This is a genomic window from Mycobacteroides abscessus ATCC 19977 (assembly GCF_000069185.1).
Taxonomy (GTDB): domain Bacteria; phylum Actinomycetota; class Actinomycetes; order Mycobacteriales; family Mycobacteriaceae; genus Mycobacterium; species Mycobacterium abscessus.
The window spans coordinates 1039543-1064169 of sequence record NC_010397.1 but is presented as its reverse complement, the minus strand read 5'-3'; the positions used below and the strand labels follow the sequence as shown (position 1 = coordinate 1064169).

26 protein-coding genes are annotated in these 24627 nt (G+C 63.5%); 15 read left to right on the top strand and 11 right to left on the bottom strand.

The genetic code is table 11. The features are described from left to right. Positions 1 to 33 precede the first annotated feature (33 nt). A complete protein-coding gene (pcrA, locus tag MAB_RS05480) occupies positions 34 to 2391 on the bottom strand; it encodes a DNA helicase PcrA (RefSeq protein ID WP_005109736.1) in 2358 nt (785 codons plus the stop codon). A 361-nt stretch (positions 2392 to 2752) separates the two neighbouring features. Between pcrA and MAB_RS05475 the strand changes: the two genes are divergently transcribed. Genes MAB_RS05475 through msrB form a run of 4 tightly spaced genes read left to right on the top strand, consistent with a single transcriptional unit; the run spans position 2753 to position 6161 of the window. Further along, positions 2753 to 3043, top strand: coding sequence for a chorismate mutase (locus tag MAB_RS05475; RefSeq protein ID WP_005092817.1), 291 nt, complete (start codon positions 2753 to 2755; stop codon positions 3041 to 3043). Positions 3044 to 3086: 43 nt separating this feature from the next. Further along, a complete protein-coding gene (locus MAB_RS05470; protein ID WP_005109734.1) occupies positions 3087 to 3905 on the top strand; it encodes a hypothetical protein in 819 nt (272 codons plus the stop codon). Between the two features lie 42 nt (positions 3906 to 3947). After that, positions 3948 to 5585: a glucose-6-phosphate isomerase gene (gene pgi / locus MAB_RS05465; RefSeq protein ID WP_005109732.1), complete on the top strand. Its 1638-nt coding sequence runs from the start codon at positions 3948 to 3950 to the stop codon at positions 5583 to 5585. Positions 5586 to 5630: 45 nt separating this feature from the next. Beyond that, a complete protein-coding gene (gene msrB / locus MAB_RS05460; protein ID WP_005109730.1) occupies positions 5631 to 6161 on the top strand; it encodes a peptide-methionine (R)-S-oxide reductase MsrB in 531 nt (176 codons plus the stop codon). A gap of 3 nt (positions 6162 to 6164) precedes the next feature. Here the strand turns inward: msrB and MAB_RS05455 are convergent, their stop codons facing one another. Next, positions 6165 to 6686, bottom strand: coding sequence for a helix-turn-helix domain-containing protein (locus MAB_RS05455; protein ID WP_005109728.1), 522 nt, complete (start codon positions 6684 to 6686; stop codon positions 6165 to 6167). A 114-nt stretch (positions 6687 to 6800) separates the two neighbouring features. Between MAB_RS05455 and MAB_RS05450 the strand changes: the two genes are divergently transcribed. From MAB_RS05450 to MAB_RS05440, 3 genes are read left to right on the top strand one after another with little or no spacing between them, the layout of a single operon-like run. Then, positions 6801 to 7607, top strand: coding sequence for an aldolase (locus MAB_RS05450; RefSeq protein ID WP_005082932.1), 807 nt, complete (start codon positions 6801 to 6803; stop codon positions 7605 to 7607). Then, positions 7607 to 8494: a dihydrodipicolinate synthase family protein gene (locus tag MAB_RS05445; protein ID WP_005109726.1), complete on the top strand. Its 888-nt coding sequence runs from the start codon at positions 7607 to 7609 to the stop codon at positions 8492 to 8494. The genes MAB_RS05450 and MAB_RS05445 overlap by 1 nt, the downstream gene beginning before the upstream one ends. Positions 8495 to 8516: 22 nt before the next feature. Continuing rightward, on the top strand, positions 8517 to 9653 hold the full coding sequence (locus MAB_RS05440) for a GTP-binding protein (protein WP_005109725.1): 1137 nt from the start codon (positions 8517 to 8519) through the stop codon (positions 9651 to 9653). On the opposite strand, the gene MAB_RS05435 is transcribed toward MAB_RS05440, so the two are convergent. Further along, positions 9650 to 10210: a CGNR zinc finger domain-containing protein gene (locus MAB_RS05435; protein ID WP_005092807.1), complete on the bottom strand. Its 561-nt coding sequence runs from the start codon at positions 10208 to 10210 to the stop codon at positions 9650 to 9652. The two genes, MAB_RS05440 and MAB_RS05435, sit on opposite strands and share 4 nt — an antisense overlap. A gap of 81 nt (positions 10211 to 10291) precedes the next feature. On the opposite strand from MAB_RS05435, the gene MAB_RS05430 reads away from it, so the two are divergent. The 3 genes from MAB_RS05430 to ctaD all read left to right on the top strand — a co-directional run bounded on the left by MAB_RS05430 (position 10292) and on the right by ctaD (position 13407). Continuing rightward, a complete protein-coding gene (locus MAB_RS05430) occupies positions 10292 to 10786 on the top strand; it encodes a VOC family protein (RefSeq protein ID WP_005082938.1) in 495 nt (164 codons plus the stop codon). After that, positions 10783 to 11655 (top strand): NAD(P)-dependent oxidoreductase, encoded by an 873-nt coding sequence (locus MAB_RS05425; RefSeq protein ID WP_005082939.1) that lies wholly within the window; start codon positions 10783 to 10785, stop codon positions 11653 to 11655. The genes MAB_RS05430 and MAB_RS05425 overlap by 4 nt, the downstream gene beginning before the upstream one ends. A gap of 72 nt (positions 11656 to 11727) precedes the next feature. Then, a complete protein-coding gene (gene ctaD, locus MAB_RS05420) occupies positions 11728 to 13407 on the top strand; it encodes an aa3-type cytochrome oxidase subunit I (RefSeq protein WP_005098822.1) in 1680 nt (559 codons plus the stop codon). On the opposite strand, the gene MAB_RS05415 is transcribed toward ctaD, so the two are convergent. The 6 genes from MAB_RS05415 to MAB_RS05390 form a co-directional block, all read right to left on the bottom strand. Further along, positions 13404 to 13838 (bottom strand): pyridoxamine 5'-phosphate oxidase family protein, encoded by a 435-nt coding sequence (locus MAB_RS05415; RefSeq protein ID WP_005082943.1) that lies wholly within the window; start codon positions 13836 to 13838, stop codon positions 13404 to 13406. The genes ctaD and MAB_RS05415 overlap by 4 nt on opposite strands. A gap of 92 nt (positions 13839 to 13930) precedes the next feature. After that, positions 13931 to 14839, bottom strand: coding sequence for a polyphosphate kinase 2 (gene ppk2, locus MAB_RS05410; protein ID WP_005082944.1), 909 nt, complete (start codon positions 14837 to 14839; stop codon positions 13931 to 13933). Positions 14840 to 14892: 53 nt separating this feature from the next. Further along, positions 14893 to 15642 carry an SDR family oxidoreductase gene (locus MAB_RS05405; RefSeq protein WP_005087938.1) on the bottom strand — a complete coding sequence of 250 codons (750 nt, stop codon included), beginning with the start codon at positions 15640 to 15642 and terminating at the stop codon, positions 14893 to 14895. Between the two features lie 9 nt (positions 15643 to 15651). Next, on the bottom strand, positions 15652 to 16515 hold the full coding sequence (locus MAB_RS05400; RefSeq protein ID WP_005082947.1) for an Fpg/Nei family DNA glycosylase: 864 nt from the start codon (positions 16513 to 16515) through the stop codon (positions 15652 to 15654). Positions 16516 to 16530: 15 nt separating this feature from the next. Continuing rightward, positions 16531 to 17280: a precorrin-6A synthase (deacetylating) gene (gene cobF, locus MAB_RS05395; protein WP_005109722.1), complete on the bottom strand. Its 750-nt coding sequence runs from the start codon at positions 17278 to 17280 to the stop codon at positions 16531 to 16533. 6 nt (positions 17281 to 17286) lie between these two features. Then, entirely contained in the window at positions 17287 to 17940 is a 654-nt protein-coding gene (locus tag MAB_RS05390) for a TetR/AcrR family transcriptional regulator (protein ID WP_005082949.1), read from the bottom strand. A 110-nt stretch (positions 17941 to 18050) separates the two neighbouring features. Between MAB_RS05390 and MAB_RS05385 the strand changes: the two genes are divergently transcribed. After that, positions 18051 to 18965: an AurF N-oxygenase family protein gene (locus tag MAB_RS05385; protein WP_005066339.1), complete on the top strand. Its 915-nt coding sequence runs from the start codon at positions 18051 to 18053 to the stop codon at positions 18963 to 18965. Then, the gene (locus tag MAB_RS05380; RefSeq protein ID WP_005073751.1) at positions 18962 to 19279 is read left to right on the top strand and encodes a DUF4873 domain-containing protein; all 318 of its coding nucleotides are present in this window, start codon (positions 18962 to 18964) and stop codon (positions 19277 to 19279) included. Before MAB_RS05385 ends, MAB_RS05380 begins: the two co-directional genes overlap by 4 nt. Here the strand turns inward: MAB_RS05380 and MAB_RS05375 are convergent. Continuing rightward, the gene (locus tag MAB_RS05375; protein ID WP_005109719.1) at positions 19247 to 21598 is read right to left on the bottom strand and encodes an ATP-dependent DNA ligase; all 2352 of its coding nucleotides are present in this window, start codon (positions 21596 to 21598) and stop codon (positions 19247 to 19249) included. The two genes, MAB_RS05380 and MAB_RS05375, sit on opposite strands and share 33 nt — an antisense overlap. Between MAB_RS05375 and ku the strand changes: the two genes are divergently transcribed. The 3 genes from ku (at position 21588) to MAB_RS05360 (ending at position 23995) form a co-directional block, all read left to right on the top strand. Beyond that, positions 21588 to 22397, top strand: a complete 810-nt coding sequence (ku, locus tag MAB_RS05370; protein ID WP_005066336.1) for a non-homologous end joining protein Ku — start codon at positions 21588 to 21590, stop codon at positions 22395 to 22397. The genes MAB_RS05375 and ku overlap by 11 nt on opposite strands. Before the next feature lie 96 nt (positions 22398 to 22493). Then, positions 22494 to 23723 (top strand): Nramp family divalent metal transporter, encoded by a 1230-nt coding sequence (locus MAB_RS05365; protein WP_005082954.1) that lies wholly within the window; start codon positions 22494 to 22496, stop codon positions 23721 to 23723. 89 nt (positions 23724 to 23812) lie between these two features. Next, positions 23813 to 23995 carry a hypothetical protein gene (locus MAB_RS05360; RefSeq protein ID WP_005066334.1) on the top strand — a complete coding sequence of 61 codons (183 nt, stop codon included), beginning with the start codon at positions 23813 to 23815 and terminating at the stop codon, positions 23993 to 23995. Positions 23996 to 24177: 182 nt separating this feature from the next. Here the strand turns inward: MAB_RS05360 and MAB_RS05355 are convergent, their stop codons facing one another. Further along, positions 24178 to 24588, bottom strand: a complete 411-nt coding sequence (locus tag MAB_RS05355) for a DUF5313 domain-containing protein (protein WP_005082955.1) — start codon at positions 24586 to 24588, stop codon at positions 24178 to 24180. Between the last annotated feature and the right edge of the window lie 39 nt (positions 24589 to 24627).

Here is a 24627-nt window from a genome sequence, read left to right as displayed (position 1 = left end):
GGCCCGCATGGCTCGGCTGGCCCGTTGTGAGTTCTAGAGCTTCTGCACGGGTGCGAAGTTGTGCATCAACTTCACGCGGCCCTCACTGCCGAAGTCGATGAGCGAAGTGGCGCTCTCGCCGACACCGGTCACCTCCACGACGCGACCCAATCCGTACTTGTCGTGGCTCACCCGGTCCCCGGCCTCCAGCACCATCAGCGGCTTGGTGCGTTTTTTGGAGGGAGCGCCCAGCGAGCCGCCGCCCGCACGCGATCCGCCGGATCCGTACCCTCCACCGCCGTAACCGCCGGCGCCCGTCGCGATCCGCCCAGGCAGCGGATCGGTGCGCCGCCAGTCGATAAGTTCTTGCGGAATCTCTTGCAGGAAGCGTGATTCCGGATTCATCATGGGCTGCCCCCACGACGAACGAACTTTGGCCCGGCTCAGATAGAGACGCTGGCGAGCCCGGGTGATCCCGACATAGGCCAGCCGCCGTTCCTCGGCGAGCTCCACCGGGTCACCCAGTGCCCGCATATGCGGGAACATGCCGTCTTCCCAGCCGGTCACGAACACCACCGGGAACTCCAGCCCCTTGGCGGTGTGCAGGGTCATCATGGTGACGACGCCGGCGCTGGACTCGGGCAGCTCGTCCGCATCGGCGACCAGGGATACCCGCTCCAGGAATGCCTCGAGGCTGCCCGGAGGGGCACCGACATCCTCATCGTCACCCGGCACGTCTTCCCCGGCGGCCTGCGCATTGGCCGCGTCCGCACTGAATTCATGTGCGACGCTGACCAATTCATTGAGGTTGTCAAGACGTGCCAGCTCCTGCGGATCGCTGCTGTTCTCCAGTTCGTAGCGATATCCGGTGTGGTTCAGTACGGCCTCTACCACGTCGCCGATATCGGGCAGCGCTCCCGGATCATCGGTACGCAGGGTGACACGGATCTGGTCGAGCATATCCATGAAGGCCGCAATTGCCTTCTCGGAACGAGAGTTCAGCATCGCCACCTTGCCCGCGGCGGCGTCGGCCAGCGCTTCCCCGAATCCGATGCCATTGGTCTCGGCGTGTACCGCGACACAGGCCTCGGCCCGGTCGCCGATACCCCGGCGAGGGGTGTTGAGGATCCGCCGCAGGCTCACCGCATCGCCCGGGTTGGTCAGCACCCGCAGGTAGGCGACGATGTCGCGAATTTCCTTGCGTTCGTAAAACCTCACTCCCCCAACAACTTTGTACGGAATACCGGTACGGATGAAGATCTCTTCCAGCGACCGGGAATTGTTGTTGGTGCGGTAAAACACCGCGATGTCACCATAGTTGGCATCGCTGCGATCGAAGAGCCCGTCGATCTCGCGGGCGATGAAGGACGCCTCGTCGTGTTCGTTGTCCGCGACATAGCCGACGATCAGCTCTCCCTCGCCGGAATCGGTCCATAACCGCTTCTCCCGGCGGTTCGCATTTTTGGCGATGACCGAGTTCGCCGCACTCAATATGTTCTGCGTGGACCGATAGTTTTGCTCCAGCAGAATGGTTTTCGCGTTCGGATAGTCGCGCTCGAATTCTTCGATATTGCGGATGGTCGCGCCGCGGAACGCGTAGATGGACTGGTCGGCGTCACCCACCACGCACAGCTCGGCCGGCTCCGGACCATCCGGGTCCACAGTGCGGTCGACATGAGCTCCCACCAGCTCGCGGACCAACACGTACTGGGCGTGGTTGGTGTCCTGGTACTCGTCAACCAGGATGTGCCGGAACTTGCGGCGATAGAACTGCGCGATCTGCGGGAACTGCTGCAGCACGGCCACGGTCTCGCCGATCAGATCGTCGAAGTCCAAGGCGTTGGCGGCGCGCAGCCGGCGCTGGTACTCGCCGTACACGTCGGCCACGATCTGCGGAAGATCCCCGCGCAGCTCCCCATCCTGGCCGCCGGCGGTGAGGTTGGCCACCGCCTGTTCGGGAGAGATGAGCTCGTTCTTCAGATTGGAGATCGCGGTGGCGAGCAGCCGTGGCGAATAGCGCTTGATGTCCAGGCCCATATCGCGACCGATCATCTGCAGCAGCCGCCGTGAATCGTCCGAGTCGTATATCGAGAAATTGGAGTTGAGCCCGGGCAGCAGCGAGGCCTGGTTACGCAGGATGCGCACGCAGCTGGAGTGGAACGTCGACACCCACATGGACTGCACCCGATTCGCCACGATCCGCCCAACGCGCTCGCGCATCTCGGCCGCCGCCTTGTTGGTGAAGGTGATCGCCAGGATCTGACCGGGGCTGACGTCCCGCGCGGCCAGCAGGTACGCGATGCGACGGGTCAGCACCGCGGTCTTGCCCGAGCCGGCACCGGCGACAATGAGCAGCGGTGCGCCCTGGTGGGCGACGGCAGCCCGCTGCTGCGGGTTCAGGCCGTCGAGCAACGCGTCGCTGGAGGCACTCGAGTCGCTGGGCATGTCAAAAAGTGCTGGTTCGGAAAGATTCGCCATGACCGATCTAACTTACCGCTGACAAGGGACAATCTCGGCTTGATGCTCTTCACGCCGGCATTCACCGCATGTCGGCTACACTCTTCGATGTGCTTGACCACCCTCAGAGCCGCGTTGTCTTCGCGCAAGCAGCTCACCCACGATTTTTTTACGGGTACCGGACTCCGGTGCCCGTGGTCTAGCCGATTCACGAGCCCCGCAGTCCGCTACCGGACTTCGGGGCTCATCTCTTGTGAGGCCGAATTCCGGGGTGGCACGCGGGGCGACCGCTCCAAGAGAAGGTGTTGAGAAAGAAATGACTACCCACATGACCGAGAAGGCCAGCCAGAGCGCCGGGGATCCCATCCTCGATATCGACGAGCTGCGCAAGGAGATCGACCGCCTCGACGCGGAGATCCTGGCCGCTATCAAGCGCCGTACCGAGGTCTCCCGCGAGATCGGCAAGGCACGCATGGCCTCCGGGGGACCACGCCTGGTACACAGCCGCGAGATGAAAGTGCTGGAACGCTACAGCGAGCTCGGCCAGGAGGGTCATACTCTCGCCATGTTGCTGCTGCGCCTGGGCCGCGGCAGATTGGGACACTGATCGGGCCAGATCCCGGCGGGGATCGCGATGAGGGAGGGATTCGTTGAGCGACCAAGACAAGGGTGACAACAAGCCCGACGCCGAGGAGAACTCCACGGACAAGACCACCCCGAAGGACGCGAAGCCGGCGACGGCCGACGACAGGCCGGTGGATTACGAGCTGGAAGCCGCCGTTGCCGCCGAGCGGACGCCCACCGGCAAGTTCGTCGCCCGGCACGCGACCAAAATCGTCATCGGTGTGCTGGCGGTCTGCCTTGCCGCCGTGACCGCGGTTGCCGTCGGCCTATGGGTCGAGAACAACCGGACCGTCGACGACATCCCGCAGGCCCGCCCGACCGTGAAGCTGGGTGTGCCGTTGGTCAATCCCGAGGTGACCACATCCAGCACGACCACCACGACAAAGTCGCGGACCCGAACGACGACCAGTACCACGACCGGCGGTACGAATATGTCGACGACCAGTGCAAGCGCCACCGCCACGACGGCGACCACGGCCACTTCAGCGACGACCAGCATCTCGGTGCCCGGACCCACCACCACCTCGGTGCCACGTGAGGCGACCAAGGACGAGCAGTATCAGCTGACGAACGTGCTCAAGGCGTTTTATGCCGCGCTGGGCGCCAAGAACCTCGAGGTGCTCAACGCGCTGTCCTGCGTGAAGATCACCGACGAGGATCTCGAAGGCCAGGCCGATGACCTGAAGATCACCGTGGACAAGGTCGAGAAGACTGTCATCAACGGCGATACCGCTTCGTCACGGGTGACCATCACGGCGACCGCCGGCGGGAAGACCCAGACAAAGTCGGGCATCGCCGGGTTCGCACGAATCAGCAACCGATGGGTAACCTGCGCCAACCAATAGGCAGCACTGCACCACGCGATCACCCCTACTAGGCTCGGTCGCATGACACTCGCAGCGGCGTGGCAGGCACTGGAAACTCATCACAAGCAGATCGCCTCCACTCACCTTCGAGAGTTCTTCGCCGAGGATCCGGCCCGGGGAAGTGAGTTGACCGTCACCGTCGGTGATCTGTACATCGATTACAGCAAGCACCGGCTGAATCGTGAAACCTTGGCGCTGCTGGTCGATTTGGCCAAGGCCGCCGATCTGCAGGGGCGCCGCGACGCCATGTTCGCCGGGGCGCATATCAACACCTCCGAGGACCGTGCGGTGCTGCACACCGCCCTGCGCCTGCCCCGCGATGCCAAGCTGGTGGTCGACGGGCAGGACGTGGTCGCCGACGTGCACCAGGTACTGGACGCCATGGGCGATTTCACCGACCGGCTGCGCAGCGGCGAATGGACCGGGGCCACCGGCAAGCGCATCACCACCGTGGTCAATATCGGTATCGGCGGTTCAGACCTGGGACCGGTGATGGTCTATCAGGCGCTGCGCCACTACGCCGACGCCGGAATCTCGGCACGATTCGTCTCCAACGTCGACCCTGCCGATCTGGTGGCCACGCTCGCCGACCTTGACCCGGCCACAACACTTTTCATCGTCGCTTCCAAGACATTCTCGACCCTTGAAACACTGACCAATGCCACCGCGGCACGGCGCTGGCTGGTGGCCGCCCTGGGCGATGAGGCGGTGTCCAAGCACTTTGTCGCCGTCTCCACCAACGCCAAGCTGGTCTCGGAGTTCGGGATCGACACGGCGAACATGTTCGGCTTCTGGGACTGGGTCGGTGGCCGGTACTCGGTGGACTCGGCGATCGGTTTGTCGGTGATGGCGGTCATCGGGCGTGAGGCGTTCGGGCAATTTCTGGCCGGGTTCCACATTGTCGACGAACACTTCCGCACCGCGCCGCTTGAGCAGAACGCTCCGGCACTGCTGGGCCTGATCGGTTTGTGGTACTCGAATTTCTTTGGCGCCCAATCACGTGGGGTACTGCCCTATTCCAACGACCTGTCCCGGTTCGCGGCATACCTGCAACAGCTGACCATGGAATCCAACGGCAAGTCGGTCAAGGCCGATGGGGCACCCGTTTCGGTCGATACCGGCGACATCTACTGGGGCGAGCCGGGAACCAATGGGCAGCATGCCTTCTACCAGCTGCTACACCAGGGCACCCGGTTGATCCCGGCGGACTTCATCGGTTTCAGCGAGCCCACCGACGACCTGCCCACCGCCGATGGCACCGGCAGCATGCACGACCTGCTGATGAGCAACTTCTTCGCCCAGACACAGGTGCTGGCGTTCGGCAAAACCGCCGAGGAGATTACGGCCGAGGGCACCGCGCCAAATGTGGTGCCGCACAAGGTCATGCCCGGAAACCGGCCCAGCACAACGATCCTGGCCAGCAAGCTAACCCCCTCCACCGTCGGACAGCTGATCGCGCTCTACGAGCACCAGGTATTCACCGCCGGCACCGTCTGGGGTATCGACTCCTTTGACCAATGGGGTGTCGAGCTGGGCAAAAAACAGGCCATCGCCCTATTGCCCGTCATCACCGACGACACATCCCCGGCCCAGCAGACCGACAGCTCCACCGACACCCTGGTACGCCACTACCGCAACGCGCGAGGCAGAACCACGTAACCGCGAGGTCTTTGCAGCGCGTCGCAGGCGGCCTACTCTGGCGCTATGCGGCGCTGGTCGCCTTCGGCCGCTGACCCGGCCCTTACCCGACGGCAATTGCTCGTCGGCGTGGTCGCCGTGTGCGCCCTGGCGTGCTTGGACAGGTATGACAGCGCGGCGGCAGATCCTTCGACGCCATCCGCACCCGTTCCATCGATCGTCCACACCGACGCCGAATGGCGCCAGCTACTAACCCCCAGCCAGTACCAGATTCTCCGCAAGGCAGGCACCGAAACCCCGTACAGCAGCCCACTGAACAATGAGCACCGAACCGGCGTCTTCAGTTGCGCCGGTTGCGCGTTGGACCTCTTCTCGTCGGCGGCCAAGTTCGACAGCGGCACCGGGTGGCCGAGCTTTTGGCAACCATTGCCGCATGCCGTGTCCGAAAGACCAGACAACAGCCTGGGGATGAGTCGTACCGAGGTGTTCTGCAGCCGGTGTGCGGGACATCTGGGCCATGTGTTCGACGACGGGCCCAAACCGACCGGGCTGCGCTATTGCATGAACGGTGCCGCGATGAACTTCCGTCCCACGTAATCGCTAGGTCGCGGCGACGATCACCACAAGCGCCGGGGTCTCGGACGTCCGGCGTATCCGGTGGGTGCGGGTGGCATCGAGATAAGCGCTATCCCCTTCATCCAGCTCGTAACTCACCACCTCATCGTCTTGGCCGCACTGCAGTTCGATCGATCCGCGGTGGACGAACACGAATTCCTGACCTTCATGCGACGACTTGTGTTCCGCGAATTCGGTTGACGGACTCGCCAGAAACGGCGTCATGATCTTGCCGAGCATCTCGGTGCTCAGCGCATGGAACTTACCGTCATCCCACTCGTCGGCACCGCGATCCACCACCACCCGAGACTCGTACGCATCGTTGGTGAACAGCCGGCTCACGTCGACATCGAGAGCCCCCGCGATGCGCATCGCTACCGATACCGACGGAGTGCTGTGTTCTCGCTCGACTTTCGAGAGATAGCTCTTGGTCAGACCGGTACGACTACCCAGTTCCTCCAGGGTGAGGCCACGCTCCCGGCGCAGCGCGCGAACCAGCGATGCCATCCCGTCAGTGTGACACGAGGTGTCCGCGGCGTTCGCGATGCAACACTGTTGACGATATGACACCTTGTGTCCTATCGTGATGTCCACCCACCGAGACCAGAAAGGAGCACGAAAATGGCCAGCACCCTTCACGACACCAAATCCGAACTGATGGATCGTGCCGAGCGCAGCATGCAGACCCACTTCTCCGACTCGCAATGGACCACCCGCCAGAAGGTGGCGCTGACATGCCGAGCGCTCTTCGACCGGGGCCACGATTCCGGCCTCGCCGGACAAATCACCGCGCGCGCCGAGGAACCCGGCACCTTCTACACCCAGCGACTGGGCCTGGGATTCGACGAGATCACCGAGGAGAACCTGCTTCTCGTCGACGAGGATCTCAACGTTCTCGAAGGCTCAGGAATGGCCAACCCCGCCAATCGCTTCCACAGCTGGATCTACCGGGCTCGTCCGGACGTGCAGTGCATCGTGCACACCCATCCGTTCCACGTCGCCGCACTGTCCATGCTGGAGACGCCACTGATCGTCTCGCAGATGGACATCGCGCCGCTGTACGACGACTGCGCCTTCCTGCCGGACTGGCCAGGCGTTCCCGTCGGCAACGAGGAGGGCGAAATCATTTCCGCCGCACTCGGAGACAAGAAGGCGATCCTGCTCGCCCACCACGGTCACGTCGTCGCGGGCGCTTCCGTCGAAGAGTCCTGCTCGCTGGCGGTGTTGATAGAGAGAGGCGCCAAGCTGCAACTGGCCGCGATGGCGGCGGGAACCATCGCGCCGCTGCCCGACCGGCTAGCCCGCGAGGCGCATGACTGGACCCTTACCCCCAAGCGCAGCATCGCCAACTTCGCCTACTACGCCCGCACCGCACTCGCCCATCACCCCGAAACCCTCACCCTGCCGACGACACAAGGGAATTCCTAATGACATCCACACCCCAGTTCCACGGAATCATCGCCTACCCGGTCACCCCATTCCTCCCCGATGACACCGTCGACATCGACCGGCTCGCCGAGCTCGTGTCCCGGCTCGTGGACGACGGCGCCCACGCCATCGCACCGTTGGGCAGCACCGGCGAGTCCGCGTATCTCGAGGAGCGCGAGTTCGACGCGGTTGTCGACACCACCGTGGCGGCGGTGAACAAGCGAGTGCCCGTCATCGTCGGAGCCTCGGATCTGACCACCGCCAACACCATTCGGCGCGCCCGCCACGCCCAGCAGGCCGGCGCCGACGCCGTGATGGTGCTGCCGATCTCGTACTGGAAACTCAGCGATCGCGAGATCGCTCAGCACTATGCCTCGGTGGCCGCGGCGATCGATATCCCGTTGATGGCATATAACAACCCCGCCACCAGCGGAGTGGACATGAAACCCGAACTCTTGGTGTCGATGTTCGGCGATATCGACAACTTCACCATGGTCAAGGAGTCGACGGGCGACCTGAACCGGATGCTCGAGATCAAGCGCCTCACCAATGGATTGCTGCCCTTCTATAACGGCAGCAATCCATTGGTGCTCGACGCACTCAACGCCGGTGCATCCGGATGGTGCACTGCCGCACCGTGTCTAGCACCGCAGCCCTGTCTGGATCTGTACGAGGCGGTACGTGCCGGACGCGACGACGATGCCGCGTCCCTCTACACCGCACTCAAGCCCTTACTGCAATTCATCGTCGCAGGCGGCCTCCCTACTACCGTCAAGGCCGGGCTGGAACTGCAAGGACGCCCCGTGGGCGATCCGCGACGGCCGTTACTTCCGCTTGATCCCGAGGGCCGGGAGACGCTGAAGGGCATCCTGGCATCGACTCCTTAATGATAATGGTTATCATTATCATGTGACCACAGCCCAGCTTCTCCCCGTAACCGTGCTCTCCGGATTTCTTGGCGCCGGAAAAACCACCCTGCTCAACCACATCCTGGCCAACACCGAGGGACGCCGTGTCGCGGTGATCGTCAACGATATGAGCGAGGTGAACATCGACGCCGCCCTCGTTGCGGGCACCGGCCACCTGGACCGCACCGAGGAGCGGCTCGTCGAGCTCACCAACGGCTGCATCTGCTGCACCTTGCGCGAGGATCTGATCGAAGCCGTCGGAAACCTGGCCCGACAGAACCGATTTGACCAGCTCGTTATCGAGTCGACCGGAATCTCCGAGCCCATGCCGGTGGCCGCGTCGTTCACCTGGGAATTCGAGGATGGGACCAGCCTGGGACAGGTCGCACGACTGGACACCATGGTGACGGTCGTTGACGCGTCCACCTTTCTCCCCGAGCTGGCCCGCGGCGAGTCGCTCGCCGACCGGGAGATGGCCGCCGCGAATGGCGACGGACGCTCCATCGCCGACCTACTCACCGACCAGGTGGAATTCGCCGACGTCCTGATCCTCAACAAGGTGGACCTGGTGAACGAGCGGACGCTCGGAATGGTGGAAACTCTGCTGCGCCGGCTCAATCCCACGGCGACGATCGTGCGGTCCACCGCTGGCGTCGTCGACCTGGACCTGGTGCTACAGACCGGATTGTTCGATCCCGACCTCGCCGCCCAGACGCCCGGCTGGGATGAGGAAATCGCCGACGGGCACACCCCCGAAACCGAGGAATACGGCATCAGCAGCATGACCTTCCGCTCGGATCGCCCGTTCCATCCGCACCGCCTCAACACGGCGCTGGAAAACATGCAGGGACTACTACGCAGCAAGGGGTTCTGCTGGATCGCGAGCCGCGACGATATCGCCGCGATCTGGTCGCAAGCCGGCCCCAACCTGACCATCGAACCCGCTCAGTTCTGGCACAGCACCGAAATCGCACCCGGGCAGGAAATTGTTTTCATCGGCGTCCGCCTGGACCGGCCCCGCGTACAACATCTCCTGGAATCCGCGGTACTCACCGACGACGAACTCGCCGGGGGGCCCGAGCTGTGGCGTAGCTTCACCGATCCCCTCCCCGCCTGGGGCGTCATGCACGCTCATTAGCCCCGGCGGCCCAGCGCCGCCTTCTTGGCCCTGTTCCCGCAGGTGTTCATGTTGCACCAGCGCCGATTGTTGGCCCGGCTGGTATCGACATACAGGCCATGGCAGTGCTCGTCCGCGCACGTCTTCACGCGATCGCGATCGGGACCGCCTAGCGTCTCGATCGCATTGGCCGCAATCACCGAGAGCGCGTCCGCGACGCCCGCGCCCTGCCAGCCCGCGTCCGGACCCTCGAACACTCTGTGCGGATTTCCGCTGCGGGAGAACGTATTCAGTACCCGAAGTATCTCCGGGTCGATCCGCTCACCATCCGCCACCGCGGTGCCCGCACGATGGATGCTCTCGCGCAGTTCTTTGGCGGACACCAGATCAGCATCGGTCAACCTGGCGCCGGAGAAGTCCAACCCATTAGCCCGCAACCACAACCACAGACGGTCCGGATCGATAAGTCGCTCGGTCGCCGCGCCGGCACGATCAATCACCGTCGCAGTGAACCGGAAGGCCAGCACCGCGTTGTCCAGACGGAACATCGACCGCGCCTCCCGGATCGCACCAGCCATGTGAACCACATTAACCGGTTCGACAGATCCTCAACAGTGCTCTACGGTGGAACCGTCTTAACCGGTTCAGGTGGAGGAGAGATGTCCGTCAACCACGTCGGGATCACCGTGCCCGATATCGCAGCGGCAATCGACTGGTACCGCGATGTGTTCGGCTTCGAGTGCGTCATGGGGCCACGCACCCTCGAACCCGGCCCGGCCGGCGAACTGCCGCCGGGGCTGGACGCCCGATTCGGCCAGGCTCGAATGGCCGGCCTACAGACGGCGAACGGCGTGGGCGTCGAACTCTTCGAATTCATCGATCCCGTGACCGATCCACCGCCGGAGGTACCCGTCGAGTACACCCGGCGCGGCACCTGGCATCTGTGCCTGACGGTTTCCGATGTCGAGCGACAGACGCGATCTGTCGCCGCTGCCGGCGGCCGGGTGATCACCGCGCCACGACGGGTCGTGTCGGGTAGACCATGGACCATGTCCTATCTGACCGACCCGTGGGGCACGGTCATCGAATTGATGAGCCACGACTACACCGACATCTTTACCCATTGGCCCACCGAAACAGGAGCACACTCATGAGCACAATTGCCGTCATCGGACTGGGAGCCATGGGAAAGGCCATGGCAGACAATCTCGTTCAGGCAGGACATCAGGTATCCGTGTGGAACCGCTCACCCGCTCCCGTCGCAGAGCTCGCAGCGGTCGGCGCCCGCCCATTGGATTCCGTGGCACAGGCCTTCGACTCCGGTGTGGTTTTCTCGGTACTGGCCGATGACCACGCGGTGACGGAGACGTTGTTGACCCCAGAGGTCCTCGCGGCCGGGCATGGTGCGCTGCACGTGAACCTGGCCACCGTCAGCGCCCGGCTGGCCGATCGGGCGACGGCATTGCACGACGAGCACGGCGTGGGATACGTCGCGGCACCGGTGTTCGGCCGCGTCCCCGTCGCGCAAGCCGGACAGTTACAGGTATTGGCGGCGGGTGCGGCCGCACAGATCGACAAGGCTCAATCGTTCTTCGACGTCATCGGGGCGCGTACGTGGCGATTGGGCGATGCCCCACGGCAAGCCAATGTCGTCAAGATCATCGGAAATTTCCTCATCGCATCGGCCATCCAGTCGTTGAGTGAGGCCGTCAGCATGGCGGAACGCTCCGGAGTGGACTCCGCACTGCTGGTGGAACTGTTGACCAGCACCCTGTTTCAGGGACCCGCCTACAGCAGCTACGGCAAGCTCATCGCCACCTCGGCCTACGAACCAGCCGGATTCACAACCACCCTGGGCCGCAAGGATGTCGGTCTGGCATTAGAGGTGGCCGCGGATACCGGGCTGCGGCTCCCGTTCGGCGAGATCCTGCGAACGGTTTTCGATGAGGCACTCGCGGGCGGACACGCCAACCTGGACTGGTCCTCCATCGCCGACCTACAGCGGGCGCGCGACGCAGAGTGACTATGGCATGATGTCCGCAGGAATGCCTCACGTACACAGGCGAATCGCACTGTTTTCGTATGGAGGTTTCCTGTGGCTACATCATCTGTCGAGCTGACGGCAAGTCGTCCTTTTCCCCCGCGCGTAGGGCCTAAAGGCTCTCTTATCTACCGGCTTGTTACCACCACCGATCACAAGTTGATCGGCATCATGTATCTGGTCACATGTTTCGCCTTCTTCATGGTCGGTGGCTTGATGGCGCTGCTCATCCGCGCCGAGCTCACCACGCCGGGGCTGGCATTCCTCTCCAATGAGCAGTACAACCAGCTGTTCACCATGCACGGCACCGCGATGCTGTTGTTCTACGCCACGCCGATCGTGTTCGGCTTCGCCAATGTGGTGCTGCCGCTGCAGATCGGCGCCCCCGACGTCGCCTTCCCACGACTGAACGCACTCTCGTTCTGGCTGTTCCTATTTGGTGCGCTCATCGCACTGGCCGGATTCATCACACCCGGCGGTGCCGCCGACTTCGGCTGGACCGCCTACACGCCGCTCTCCGACGCCATCCACTCTCCGGGTGCGGGCGGCGACTTGTGGATCTTGGGCGTCGCGGTGGGCGGTCTGGGCACCATTCTGGGCGCGGTAAACATGATCACCACCATCGTGTGCATGCGTGCGCCCGGCATGGTGATGTTCCGGATGCCGATCTTCACCTGGAACATCCTGGTGGTCAGCGTGCTGGTGCTGTTGGTGTTCCCGCTGCTGGCAGCCGCGGCCATCGGACTGGAGGCGGATCGCCGGCTCGGGGCACATCTGTACGACCCCGCCAACGGCGGGGTTCTGCTGTGGCAGCATCTGTTCTGGTTCTTCGGACACCCGGAGGTCTACGTGCTGGCCCTACCATTCTTCGGAGTCGTGTCGGAGATCTTCCCGGTGTTCAGCCGCAAGCCGATCTTCGGTTACACCACGCTGGTCTTCGCCACCCTGGGAATCGGAGCGCTGTCGATCGCGGTGTGGGCGCACCACATGTACGCGACCGGCGCGGTGCTGCTGCCGTTCTTCTCCTTCATGACGTTCCTGATCGCGGTTCCCACCGGTATCAAGTTCTTCAACTGGATCGGCACCATGTGGAAGGGGCAACTGACCTTCGAGACCCCCATGCTGTTCTCGATCGGCTTCCTGGTGACGTTCCTCTTCGGCGGCCTGACCGGTGTCCTTCTCGCCGCTCCCCCAATAGATTTCCACGTCACCGATTCGTACTTCGTGGTGGCGCATTTCCACTACACCTTGTTCGGCACCATTGTGTTCGCAAGTTTCGCCGGGGTGTACTTCTGGTTCCCAAAGATGACGGGCCGCCTGCTCGACGAGCGCCTGGGCAAGTTCCACTTCTGGCTGACCTTCATCGGCTTCCACGCCACGTTCCTGGTGCAGCACTGGCTGGGTAACGAGGGCATGCCCCGCCGGTACGCCGACTACCTGCCCACCGACGGCTTCACGGCGCTGAACATCGTGTCCACGGTCGGCGCTTTCATCCTCGGGTCGTCGATGCTGCCGTTCGTCTGGAATGTGTTCAAGAGCTACCGCTACGGCGAGGTTGTCACGGTCGACGATCCGTGGGGCTACGGCAACTCCCTGGAGTGGGCCACCAGCTGCCCGCCACCGCGGCACAATTTCACCGAGCTGCCCCGAATCCGTTCGGAACGTCCGGCATTCGAGCTGCACTATCCACACATGGTCGAACGCATGCGCGCCGAGGCGCACGTCGGGCACTAGCCCGGCACGTGACCGCCGTCCGGTTCACGCCCGAACACGAACCGGCGGCCGGTGATCTGTGCCGGAATGATCCGCACATAATGCAGTTTCAGGGTCGGGATCCACGGATACAGTCCGGCGCCATCGGCTTCGTCGATCTCGACCGAGGTGCTGAGCACCTGCGCGGCGCCGCGCACAACAACACTCCAGCCGCCGATATCGTTGTAGTCGTCCGCCTCGAAGAGCACCTGGTCGCTGACCACCGCACCAAAAAGCTTGGTGCCCTCCGCTGTTCGAAATAGGACGGTACCGCGCTGGGTCACGAAATTGATGGGGAAGATCTCGGGCTTACCGTCGATCACCACCACCAGCCTCCCCAACTTGGCGCTGGACAACAGGGTCCAACTTTCGTACTTTTCCAGCAGGGTCACGGGTTGCGAATCGGGCGTCATGACGCCGATGATCGCCCATCACCACATCGGGCGATAGATGCCAAGGTCCCTGCCTCAGTGCGGTGATCAATCAGCGAAAGTCCTTGAGGCGGCTAACGCGAGCCGGCCTTCTCGCCCTCTTCGAAAATCGCCGAGGCCGGGCCGACGATCAGCGGGTCCGGGGTGCCCACGACGGCTGCGTCCTTGTTGTCGTAGTCGAATTGCGAAAGCACGTGCCGCATTGCCTCCAACCGGGCACGCTTCTTGTCGTTGCTCTTCACGACAGTCCACGGCGCGCTATCGGTATCGGTGTAGAAGAACATGGCCTCCTTGGCCTCGGTGTAGGCGTCCCATTTATCCAGGGACGCGAGGTCTGTCGGCGAGAGCTTCCAGTGGCGTACAGGATCGGTGCGGCGGGCCTCGAAGCGAGCCAATTGCTCCTTGCGGCTCACCGAGAACCACAGTTTGATCAGGTGAGTTCCCGAATTCACCAGCATGCGTTCATATTCCGGGGCCTCGCGCAGGAATTCGGCGACCTGCGCGGGGGTGCAGTAACCCATCACTCGCTCGACACCCGCCCGGTTGTACCAGGAGCGATCCATCAGCACGATCTCGCCGCCGCTGGGCAGATGCGCGGTGTACCGCTGGAAATACCACTGCGTCTGTTCCACCGAGGTGGGTTTCTCCAGCGCCACCACGCGCGCGCCACGGGGGTTGAGATGTTCGGTGAACCGCTTGATCGATCCGCCCTTCCCGGCGGCATCCCGGCCTTCGAAGATGATGCAGATCTTTTCGCCGCGTTCCTTGACCCACAATTGCAGCTTCAGCAGCTCGATCTGCAGCTTGCGCTTGGTCTTCTCATACTCTTTGCGACTGAGCTTCTCGTCATAGGGATAGCCCTGTTTCCAGGCGTCCTTGGCCTCTTTGGTGCGGCTGATACCGCCACGCAGGCTCGCGAGTTCGTCGAGTTCGGCGGCGTAGTCCACCGTGACTGAAGTGTTCGGTTTCTCTTGATCGGCCATGGGTTCAGCATCCCACGTGGGCACAAAGTCCCATGTGGGAAACCCTCGGCCGATTACGCGAGGCGCCCCGCCAGCCGGGGCGGCAGCAACCGCATGACCGCCATCACCGGTTCCCACGGCCATCGCGGCACCGCCGCGCGGCCGGGCTCCTTCTCGATGGCGTTCACCATTGCCGTCACGCCGGTCAGTGTGTCGACCATCATCGGGGTGGTCGGCGACTTGGCGCTCAGATCGGTCTGTATGTAGCCAGGCTCAATGGTGCTGACTTTGATTGGGCCGCGGGCATATTCGGATCGCAGTGATTCACCCAGCGAGGAAAGTCCGGCCTTGCTGGCCGCATAGGCGGCTTTGGTGCCAGGCAGCCCCTTGGCCGCTGTCACCGAGGAGATGAGGACCAGGTGCCCGTAGCCCTGTTCCTTGAACAGGGCTAGCGCCGCCTCGATCTGTACCAGTGCACCGATGAGGTTGGTTTCGATGGTCTGGATGTTGGCCCACGACTTGCCGCCACCGAGGTGCCAACCCTTGGCGATGCCGGCGTTGACCACTACCCGATCCAGGCCGCCGAGCTCGTCGCGCAGCTCGCCGAATACGACCGGCACGGATTCGTGGTTGGTGACGTCCAGCGCCCGCACCGCGACCTTGATTCCCGGGTTGGCGCCCAGCAACTCTGCCTTGAGTTCTTCGAGCGCCTCGGTGCGCCGGGCGCACAGCGCCAGGTCCCGTCCCTTCGCAGCGAACTGACGGGCCATCTCGGCACCCAGGCCGGAGCTCGCCCCGGTGATGAGGATCTTCTGTCGCGTCACGTTGCCACTTTATTTGAGCAGTCGCGAGAGCCGACGGTCGGCTAGCACCTTGCCACCGGTCTGGCAGGTCGGGCAATACTGGAACGACTTATCGGCGAATGACACCTCCCGCACCACATCGCCACACACCGGGCAGGGCATCCCGGCGCGGGCATGCACCCGCAACCCGGATCGCTTCTCCCCCTTAAGAGTTGCCGCCTGTTGTCCGACGCTACGCTCTACCGCATCGGTGAGCACCGACTGCATCGCCTCGTACAATGCGGTCAGTTGCCCTTCGGACAGCGTTTTTCCGCTGGCGAAGGGTGACAGCTTGGCCACATGCAGGATCTCGTCGCTGTAGGCGTTGCCGATTCCGGAGATCACCCGTTGGTCGGTGATCACGTTCTTCAGGCGCGCAGTGGTCCCGGCCAATATGTCGGCCAGCCCGTCGGCAGTGAGAGAGAGCGCGTCGGGCCCCAGGGACGCTATCTGCGGCACCGCGGCGGGATCTCGCACCACCCACACGGCCAACCGTTTTTGGGTGCCGGCCTCCGTGAGATCGAATCCTGGCGCATCACCAGGTGTTCCGAGGTGCACCCGCAGCGCGATGGGGCCCTTTCCCGGCTTAAGGGGTGCCGCCGCCAGCTTGTCCGACCAGCGCAACCACCCCGCACGGGACAGGTGCGTGACGAGATACAGATCCCCTGCTTGCAGTCCCAGATACTTGCCCCAGCGAGTCGCACCCGTCACCGGCTGACCGTGCAAAGCGGTGATCGGCGGATCGAAGGTCTTGAGCACGGACAGGGCCGAGATATCGATGCGGCCGATGGTGGCCCCGGTGGCGTGGCGGCGCAGGTGATCCGCGAGCGCCTCGACTTCCGGTAGTTCGGGCATGGGCCCAGTGTGCCCCTACGCGCCGACACTCCGCAGCAGGTAGGTGTCCATGATCCAGCCGTGGTCAGCTCGGGCTTCCGTACGAACCTGCGCGATCCGGTCACCCACCTCACCGACTGTGCCCGCCACCAGCAGCTCATGTTCGGTGCCCAGGTACGCCCCCCACCAGATCTGGGTCGACGGATCCAGCTGCCGGAACGCGCAATCACCGTCCAGCATCACCACGACCGTTCCTGCGCGGGGCCACTCATCCAGTAGCCGGCGCCCCGTCGTGATGAGCACCGGTTCGCCGATGCCGTTCAGCACGATCCGGTGCCGGGCGGTCAAAGCGGAGATCGCGGTGATTCCCGGCAGTACGTCGTACTCGAAGGCGGCCGGGTCGTCGACCAGGATCGCATCCAGGATTCGCAGGGTGCTGTCATACAGGGAGGGGTCGCCCCACGCAAGAAACGCGCCGGTACCACCGTCAGGCAGATCAGACGCAATTGCCTTGGCCCACAGGGCTGCCCGCTCGGCATGCCACTGTGTCACCGCGCCCCGGTACTCACCTTTACCGCGCACCGGATCAGGTAATTCGACGAAGCGATAGTCGGGGTCGGTGATGTATCGCTCGCAGATATGTCGGCGCAGCTCGACCAGGTCGTCCTTGATATCGCCCTTATCAGCGACAAAGAACACGTCGACCTCATTGAGCGCGGCGATGGCTTGCACCGTCAAATATTCGGGGTGGCCGGCGCCGATCCCGATGACGCGAATCCGTCGCATTGCGACTTACGAAGCAGCCGAATCGGGAGCCAACACCGTCGCGGAGATCTCTTCGGTGATCGCCGAGACCTTGAGCAGATTCCCGATGAAGTCGCCCAGCTGCTCATCGGTCTGGGTCTCGACGACACCCGGGGTCACCAACAGTGAGGCCGCAATCCGGAAGCTCCATTCGGCGGCCGCCTTGACGTTGATAGAGGCCAGCTGTTCCTCGGTGAGCAGCTGACGGAAGTACGGCGCCAGCAAGATCGTTGTCTGGTCGATGAACGGGCGTGCCTTCACTGTCAGATACGGCAGCACCTGTTCGGGGTTCTCCTTGAGCCCCTTCTGTAGCAACGGGTGATGGCGGCCGTGCTGCACAATGCGCACGATGGCGTCGATGAACCCGGTGCGGGGATTCTTGGCAGCCGCGAAGACGGGTTCCAGCATTTCACCGAACCGGAGAAACTCGCGGTGGAACAGTGCCTCGATGATCGCGGCCTGATCACCCACGTGCTTATAGACGGTGGGTCGCGACAGGCCCGCCTTCTTGGCGATCAGCGCGTGCAGACGGGCCTCATAGCCGTGCTCCAGCAAGCATTCCTCAGCGGCATCGAGGATACGACGGCGAATCTCACCGTGGTCGCGGGTGCGTCCGCGATGGCTCGACCGGCTCACTTTCATCGGTGCTCACTTTCATTCGCCACGACAATTACGTGGCACTTCGCGTCCCACTTGACGCCTTCAACCTGCAACGTTTACGTTTGACATCTTAACGGAAAGGACTGTCAACGGTGACGGCTACCCTCAACAACGGCCCCGCTCGGACCCCCAATCGGGAGGAATACTCCGACCGGCTCCTCAAGGGCACGGTGCGGCGCTCATACCAGCCGATGGTGGATCTGGATTGGGACGCGCCGTTAGATCCGGACAAGTACTACCTGCCGCCCAAGGTCGTCTCGCTGTATGGCACCGAGGTGTGGAACCGCATGTCACGCGCGGAGCAGATCGAGCTGTCGCGGCACGAGATGGTGAATCTGCTCTCCACCGGCATCTGGTTCGAGAACATGCTCAACCAGGGCTTGCTGCGGGTGATGATGCACGCCAACCCCGTCAGCAGTGAGACGCTGTACTCGCTCGCCGAGATCGGTGACGAGACACGGCATATGACGATGTTTGCCAAGGCCATCGAAAAGACCGGCCTGCCCCCGTACCGGATGCCGTGGTATCAGCGGGTGATGGCCAACCTGCTACCTCTGGCGCTCAAGGGCCCGGTGCTCTGGGTCGCCGCCCTCATCGGCGAGGAAATCTTCGATGCCCTGCAGCGCGAGATCATGGACGACCCAGAGCTACAGCCACTTGTACAGCGGCTCATGCGGATTCACGTCACCGAGGAGGCCCGGCATATTCAGTTCGCGCGTGACGGCATTCGCCAGCGTCTGGACCGCACCCCCACCCGCGTCAAGGTCATCCTGCGACTGACCAACGGTCTGGGCGGACCGATCTTCCGGTACCTGCTGACCAACAAGAAAATGTATGAGGCTGTCGGGCTTCCGGGCCGCGAGACCATGCGGCTGGCGCGCAGCAATCCGGCGTTCCAGGAAGCCTCGCAGACCGGCTTCGCGCCGCTGTACAAATTCCTCGAGGAAACCGGCCTGATGGGCCGGTTGTCCCGGCGAATGTGGCGCAGAACGGGTTTCGTCGCGTGAGCGAGCACGGCACGGACGACGACATTTTCGACGGGACGGCCGTCATCACCGCGGGCGAGTTCACCACCGAATCGCGGGTGCGGCTGATCGGCTTCTTCAATCCTTTGGACGGCAAATTTCACTGGCAGGGAACGATTTACGCCAAACCCGAGGGTGGAGAGCTCAGGGGCGGCACGCAGGTCATCATTGCCGTGGGTGACACCAGCGCACAGGGACGCATCACCGAGCAGACGCCGTGGGGGCACTTCTCGGTGGCCGGCGTCGGCGCGCCGCCGTACCCGCTATCCGAGATCGAGCTCGACGTCGCGAACTGACTTGTCGGTGCGCAGTCCGCGCCAACTTGAGTGCTTCAGAATTCCGCCCGGGGTGCGGTCACCGTATCGGACTTCGGCCACCAACACCGGCTCGACGAACTGCACATCCTTGGCCTCGACGGTGGACAGCGGCGCATCGAAAGGCGATTCGGCACGGTGCAGGGGCTCTAGACGCTCCTTCAGCGATGACAGTTCCCTCTCGGTGAATCCGGTACCGACCCGGCCCGCATAGCGCAGACCACCCTCGACGGGTATTCCCATGAGCAAGGACCCTATTCCGCTGCTGCGGCCGCCCTGCCCCTTGCGCCAGCCGCCGATGACGACCTCTTGACTACTCCAGTTCTTTGCCTTGATCCAAGACTGTGTTCGGCCGGGAACGTAGGTGGAATCCAGCCTCTTGGCCACCACCCCCTCCCAGCCTTGATCCTGCGAGTACGCAAGGGCCGCGGCGCCGTCGCCGCTCAACTGCTGCGGGACTGTCATCGATTCGGTGCCGGTAACCAGCACCTCAAGCAGTCGACGTCGGTCCCGATACTTGGTACGCAACAACGATTTTCCGTCCAGATACAGCAGATCGAAGGCCCAGAACCTGATGTCGGCGCCTGGTGTCCTATTCTGCAGCAGCGCAAAGCTGGGCAGGCCCTTACGATCCGGCACCACCACCTCGCCGTCGAGTACCACCCGGTGATCGGACAGTTCATGCGCAAGCCGTTGCAACGCCGGGAATTCGGCCGTGACGTCGCGCCCGCTGCGCGCCAATGCTCTGAGCTGTCCGCGATCGCATTCCAGGATCAGCCGATAGCCGTCCCATTTGCCTTCAAACGCCCATTCTTCGGCGGTCAGACCCGCCACCGACCCGGTGGTCGGCAACATCGGCGCGAGACCGACGGGCATCGAACCGGCGGGCCGCTGATCCTTCATCCGGTGCACCAGCCATTGCTTGCCGTTGGTTCGAATCAGCGCGTACCGCCCGGTGATTCGCTTGCCGTGGAGGGTCACGATGACCTCACCTTTTTGCCCGCCGTCGGCTCCTGAATCGTCGCGCGGGTCGATGAACTTCTCGGTGTCGTAAGTGCCCGAGTCCCAGATCGTCACCTCGCCCGCCCCATACTCCCCCTTCGGGATGGTGCCTTCGAAGGAGCCGTACTCCAGCGGATGATCCTCGGTGTGCACCGCGAGATGATTGACCGACGGTTCCAGGGGCAGGTTCTTGGGCACCGCCCACGACACCAGCACGCCGTCGCGCTCCAGCCGGAAGTCGTAGTGCAGCGCGGTGGCGTGATGCTCCTGGATGACAAATGAATTATCTTGCCCAGCTTCGGGTTTGACTGCCGGTACCGGTTCAGGCGTGCGTGTGGGATCGCGCATGCTGCGATAGGTGGACAGCCTGTCCTCGGCGATCTCAACATCGTCGAGCCCGGCCAGCAGGTCGCCGTCACGCTGGGCCCGCGTCAGTACTTCGTCGTATCGCAGCTGACGCAGGCCGGGGTCGTCCAGTTCTTCCCACGTGCGCGGCGCGGCGACGGTCGGCACCGCCCGGCCACGCAATGAGTAGGGCGCCACCGTCGTCTTGGAACCGCTGTTCTGGCTCCAATCCACGAAGACCTTGCCCGCGCGTAGCTGTCGGGTCATCGTCGCCGTCACCAGGTCGGGCATCACCTGCTCCAACTGGACGGCAACCTTCTTCGCCACGGCGACCGCACCGGACGAGCTGGCTGGTTGCGCCAGCGGCACGTACAAGTGCAGGCCCTTGCTTCCACTGGTCACCGGAAAGGTCGTCAGGCCGATATCGGCCAGCACATCCCGGATGGCCCTGGCCACTTCCGCCAGTTGGGCCATGCCGACTCCCTCGCCCGGGTCTAGGTCGAATACCAACCGGGTTGCCGGACCTGGATTTTCACCGGCGAATCGCCACTGTGGCACGTGCACCTCGAGCGCCGCCTGCTGCGCGATCCACGCCAAGGCGACCGAGGTGTCGATCAGCGGGTAGCTGACGTAGCGGGACTTGTGCTCGATGCGGCGCCTCGGCAGCCAGTCGGGCGCCGAAGAAGCCAGGTCCTTCTCGAAGAACGACGGCTGGTCAATGCCGTTGGGCCACCGCTTGCGGGTGACCGGCCGGCCCGCGATATGCGGCAACATGAAGGGGGCGATCGCGGTGTAGTAGCCAAAGACATCCGCTTTGGTGGTGGCCGGGCTGGTATCCGTGGCCGGGTACAGCACTTTCTCGGCGTTGGACAGCCGGACGAACGCGGTTGCCCCGGGGCCGGATGTCGCCGACTCCGCGGCTCCGGTGGGCCATACTGGGGATATGCGTTCCATCTGGAAGGGCTCCCTCGCCTTCGGGCTGGTGAACGTCCCTGTCAAGGTATACAGCGCGACCGAGGACCACGACCTCAAGTTCCATCAGGTGCACAACAAGGACAACGGCCGGATTCGCTACAAACGCACCTGCGAGGAATGCGGCGAGGTTGTGGAGTTCCGGGACATCAACAAGGCCTACGAGGCCGAAGACGGCCGCACGGTCGTCATCACCGATGAGGATCTGGCGAGCCTGCCCGCCGAATCCAGCCGTGAGATCGAGGTGTTGGAGTTCATCCCCGCCGCCGAGCTCGACCCGCTGATGTACGACAAGAGCTACTACCTGGAACCGGATAGCAAGTCCTCCAAATCGTATGTGCTGCTGGCACAGACACTCGCGCAGACCGACAGGGTCGCGATCGTGCATTTTGCGTTGCGCAACAAGACCAGGCTTGCGGCGCTGCGGGTCAAGGACTTCGGCGAACGCCAGGTGATGATCATCCACACCCTGCTGTGGCCCGACGAAATACGGGAACCCGACTTCCCGGTGTTGGACCAGGAAGTCAAAATCAAACCGGCAGAGCTGGCAATGGCCGGACAAGTCGTGGAGTCCATGGCCGACGATTTCGATCCCAGCCGATACAACGACACCTATCAGTCACAGCTGCTGGAGATGGTGGAGGCCAAACTCGAAGGCGGCGAGGCATTCACCAAGGAAGAGGCGCCGACCGAACTCGACGCCACCGACGTATCCGATCTGCTGGCCAAGCTCGAGGCCAGCGTCAAAAAGCGCCAGGCGGAAAAAGCCAGCACCAACTAGCCAACGGGCGCCCCCGCCCCGGCGCGGACTCGCATGACCTCAAAGTTTCGGCTACTCTAACTTTTCTATTCGGAGTGCTTGAAACAGGAGGTAGGTGTGCTGGAGCGACAGAAGCAGGCACGGCCATTGCGCGGGCTCTCCCTACTGGGCCCCGCCTTCGTCGCAGCCATTGCCTACGTCGACCCCGGAAACGTCGCCTCGAATGTCAGCGCCGGGGCCAAGTACGGCTTCTTGCTGGTCTGGGTGATCGTCACCGCCAACGTGATGGCCGGCCTGGTGCAATACCTCTCGGCGAAGCTGGGCCTCGTCACCGGACAGTCGCTACCGGAGGCGATCGGCGATCGCATGGCACGGCCCACTCGGCTGACATTTTGGCTGCAGGCCGAATTAGTCGCCATGGCAACGGATTTGGCTGAAGTAGTGGGCGGCGCCATCGCGCTACATCTATTGTTCGGCCTGCCGCTACTCCTTGGCGGTGTCATCACCGGAATAGTCTCGATGGCACTGCTGACCGTGCAAGACCGCCGCGGCCAGCGCTCCTTCGAATACGTGATATCCGCCCTACTGGCCATCATCGCCATCGGTTTCCTGGCCAGTGTCGTGGTGGAGCCGCCGCCGTTGCCCGAAGCCGCCGCCGGGCTCATCCCGCACTTTCAGGGCACCGAGAGCCTGCTGCTGGCAACGGCGATGCTGGGCGCGACGGTGATGCCACACGCGGTGTATCTGCACTCCGGCCTGACCCGGGACCGACACGGAAGACCCGCGGAGGGCGAGCCGCGACGACGCCTGCTGCGCATCACGCGCTGGGACGTATGCCTGGCGATGGTCTTCGCGGGCGCCGTCAACATGGCCATGCTGCTGGCGGCCGCCACCAATCTGCGGGGACGCGACGGCGTCGACACCATCGAGGGTGCGCACGCCGCGGTCCGCGACAGCCTGGGACCCACCGTGGCGCTGCTGTTCGCGATCGGCCTGCTGGCATCCGGGCTCGCATCGTCATCGGTCGGCGCCTATGCCGGCGCGATGATCATGCAAGGACTACTGCGCCGATCCATCCCCATCGTCGCGCGACGGCTGATCACCCTGCTGCCCGCGCTGGCGATTCTCGCGGCGGGCATCGACCCCACCCGCGCACTGGTGATATCGCAGGTGGTGTTGTCCTTCGGCATTCCCTTCGCCCTCATACCGCTGATCCGATTGACCGGCGACCGCCGGCTGATGGGCAGCGATGCCAATCATCGGGTGACCACGCTGCTGGGCTGGATTATTGCCGCGCTAATTTCGGCGCTCAACGTTGTCCTGATTTTCCTTACCCTTGCGAACTAGTTTCGTCTGGGAGTAGGCTGTGAATCATGAAACGAATCCTGCCCTCAGCCAGCCGATTTGGGCTGGCAATTGGAGTCGTTGCTAGTGGTTTGTTCTTGGGCGGTATCGCCTCCGCAACCCCGGCAAAGGCCGATCCTGACATTTGCGGCTCGGTAGATACCTATCCCCGAGTTACCGTGTGCGCCGACTCCGGTTGGGACAACGGTTGGGATCGCGGCTGGCACGGCAACAACGGCTGGCGCGGCAAGGGCCACTGGAAGCACTGGGACTAACAGCCGGCGTCGCTGGCTGTTAACCGAGCTCCACCGAAGCAACGCCCGGATGCACTCCGCGGCGTGATTAGCCGCGCCGCCGTACCGCGCGCGCTGGCGCTGATTCCAGCCCGGGCGTTGTCGTCGCCCACTATCTACCGCCCGAATAGTGCGTCAGCGCACCAGCACTACACCACGACGGGTCAGATGGGTCCGCTACTGGAGTAGCCGTCACCCGAACGCGGGCCGAACCTGCGGGCATAGTCTTCATGGATGCGCGCGTCCTTCTGACGCTTGAGCACGTCCACCAGCCCCGGGTCCAGATCGTGCTGCACCAGCCGATGGCGGCGCCACACCTTGTTCAGGGCGTGCGCCATGATCAACACCCACACATAGATGGGCACCGTCATTTCCATGTGGACATAGAGCGATGCGGGCAGCAGCCAGAACGGCGCCAGGATGAACAGCGGCGGAATTGCGCACCGCAGGATATGCCGTCGAACCGCTCCCTTGCCTGCCAGATCATGGGCGACCCAGTCCCTCATCGAGTCAGGCAGGCGTTTCCCGTAGCAGTAGGCGATGTACTGGATGAGATTCGGACGATCGGCGGCCATAACTAGATTGTAGACTAATAATTAGTGCACTAACTAATA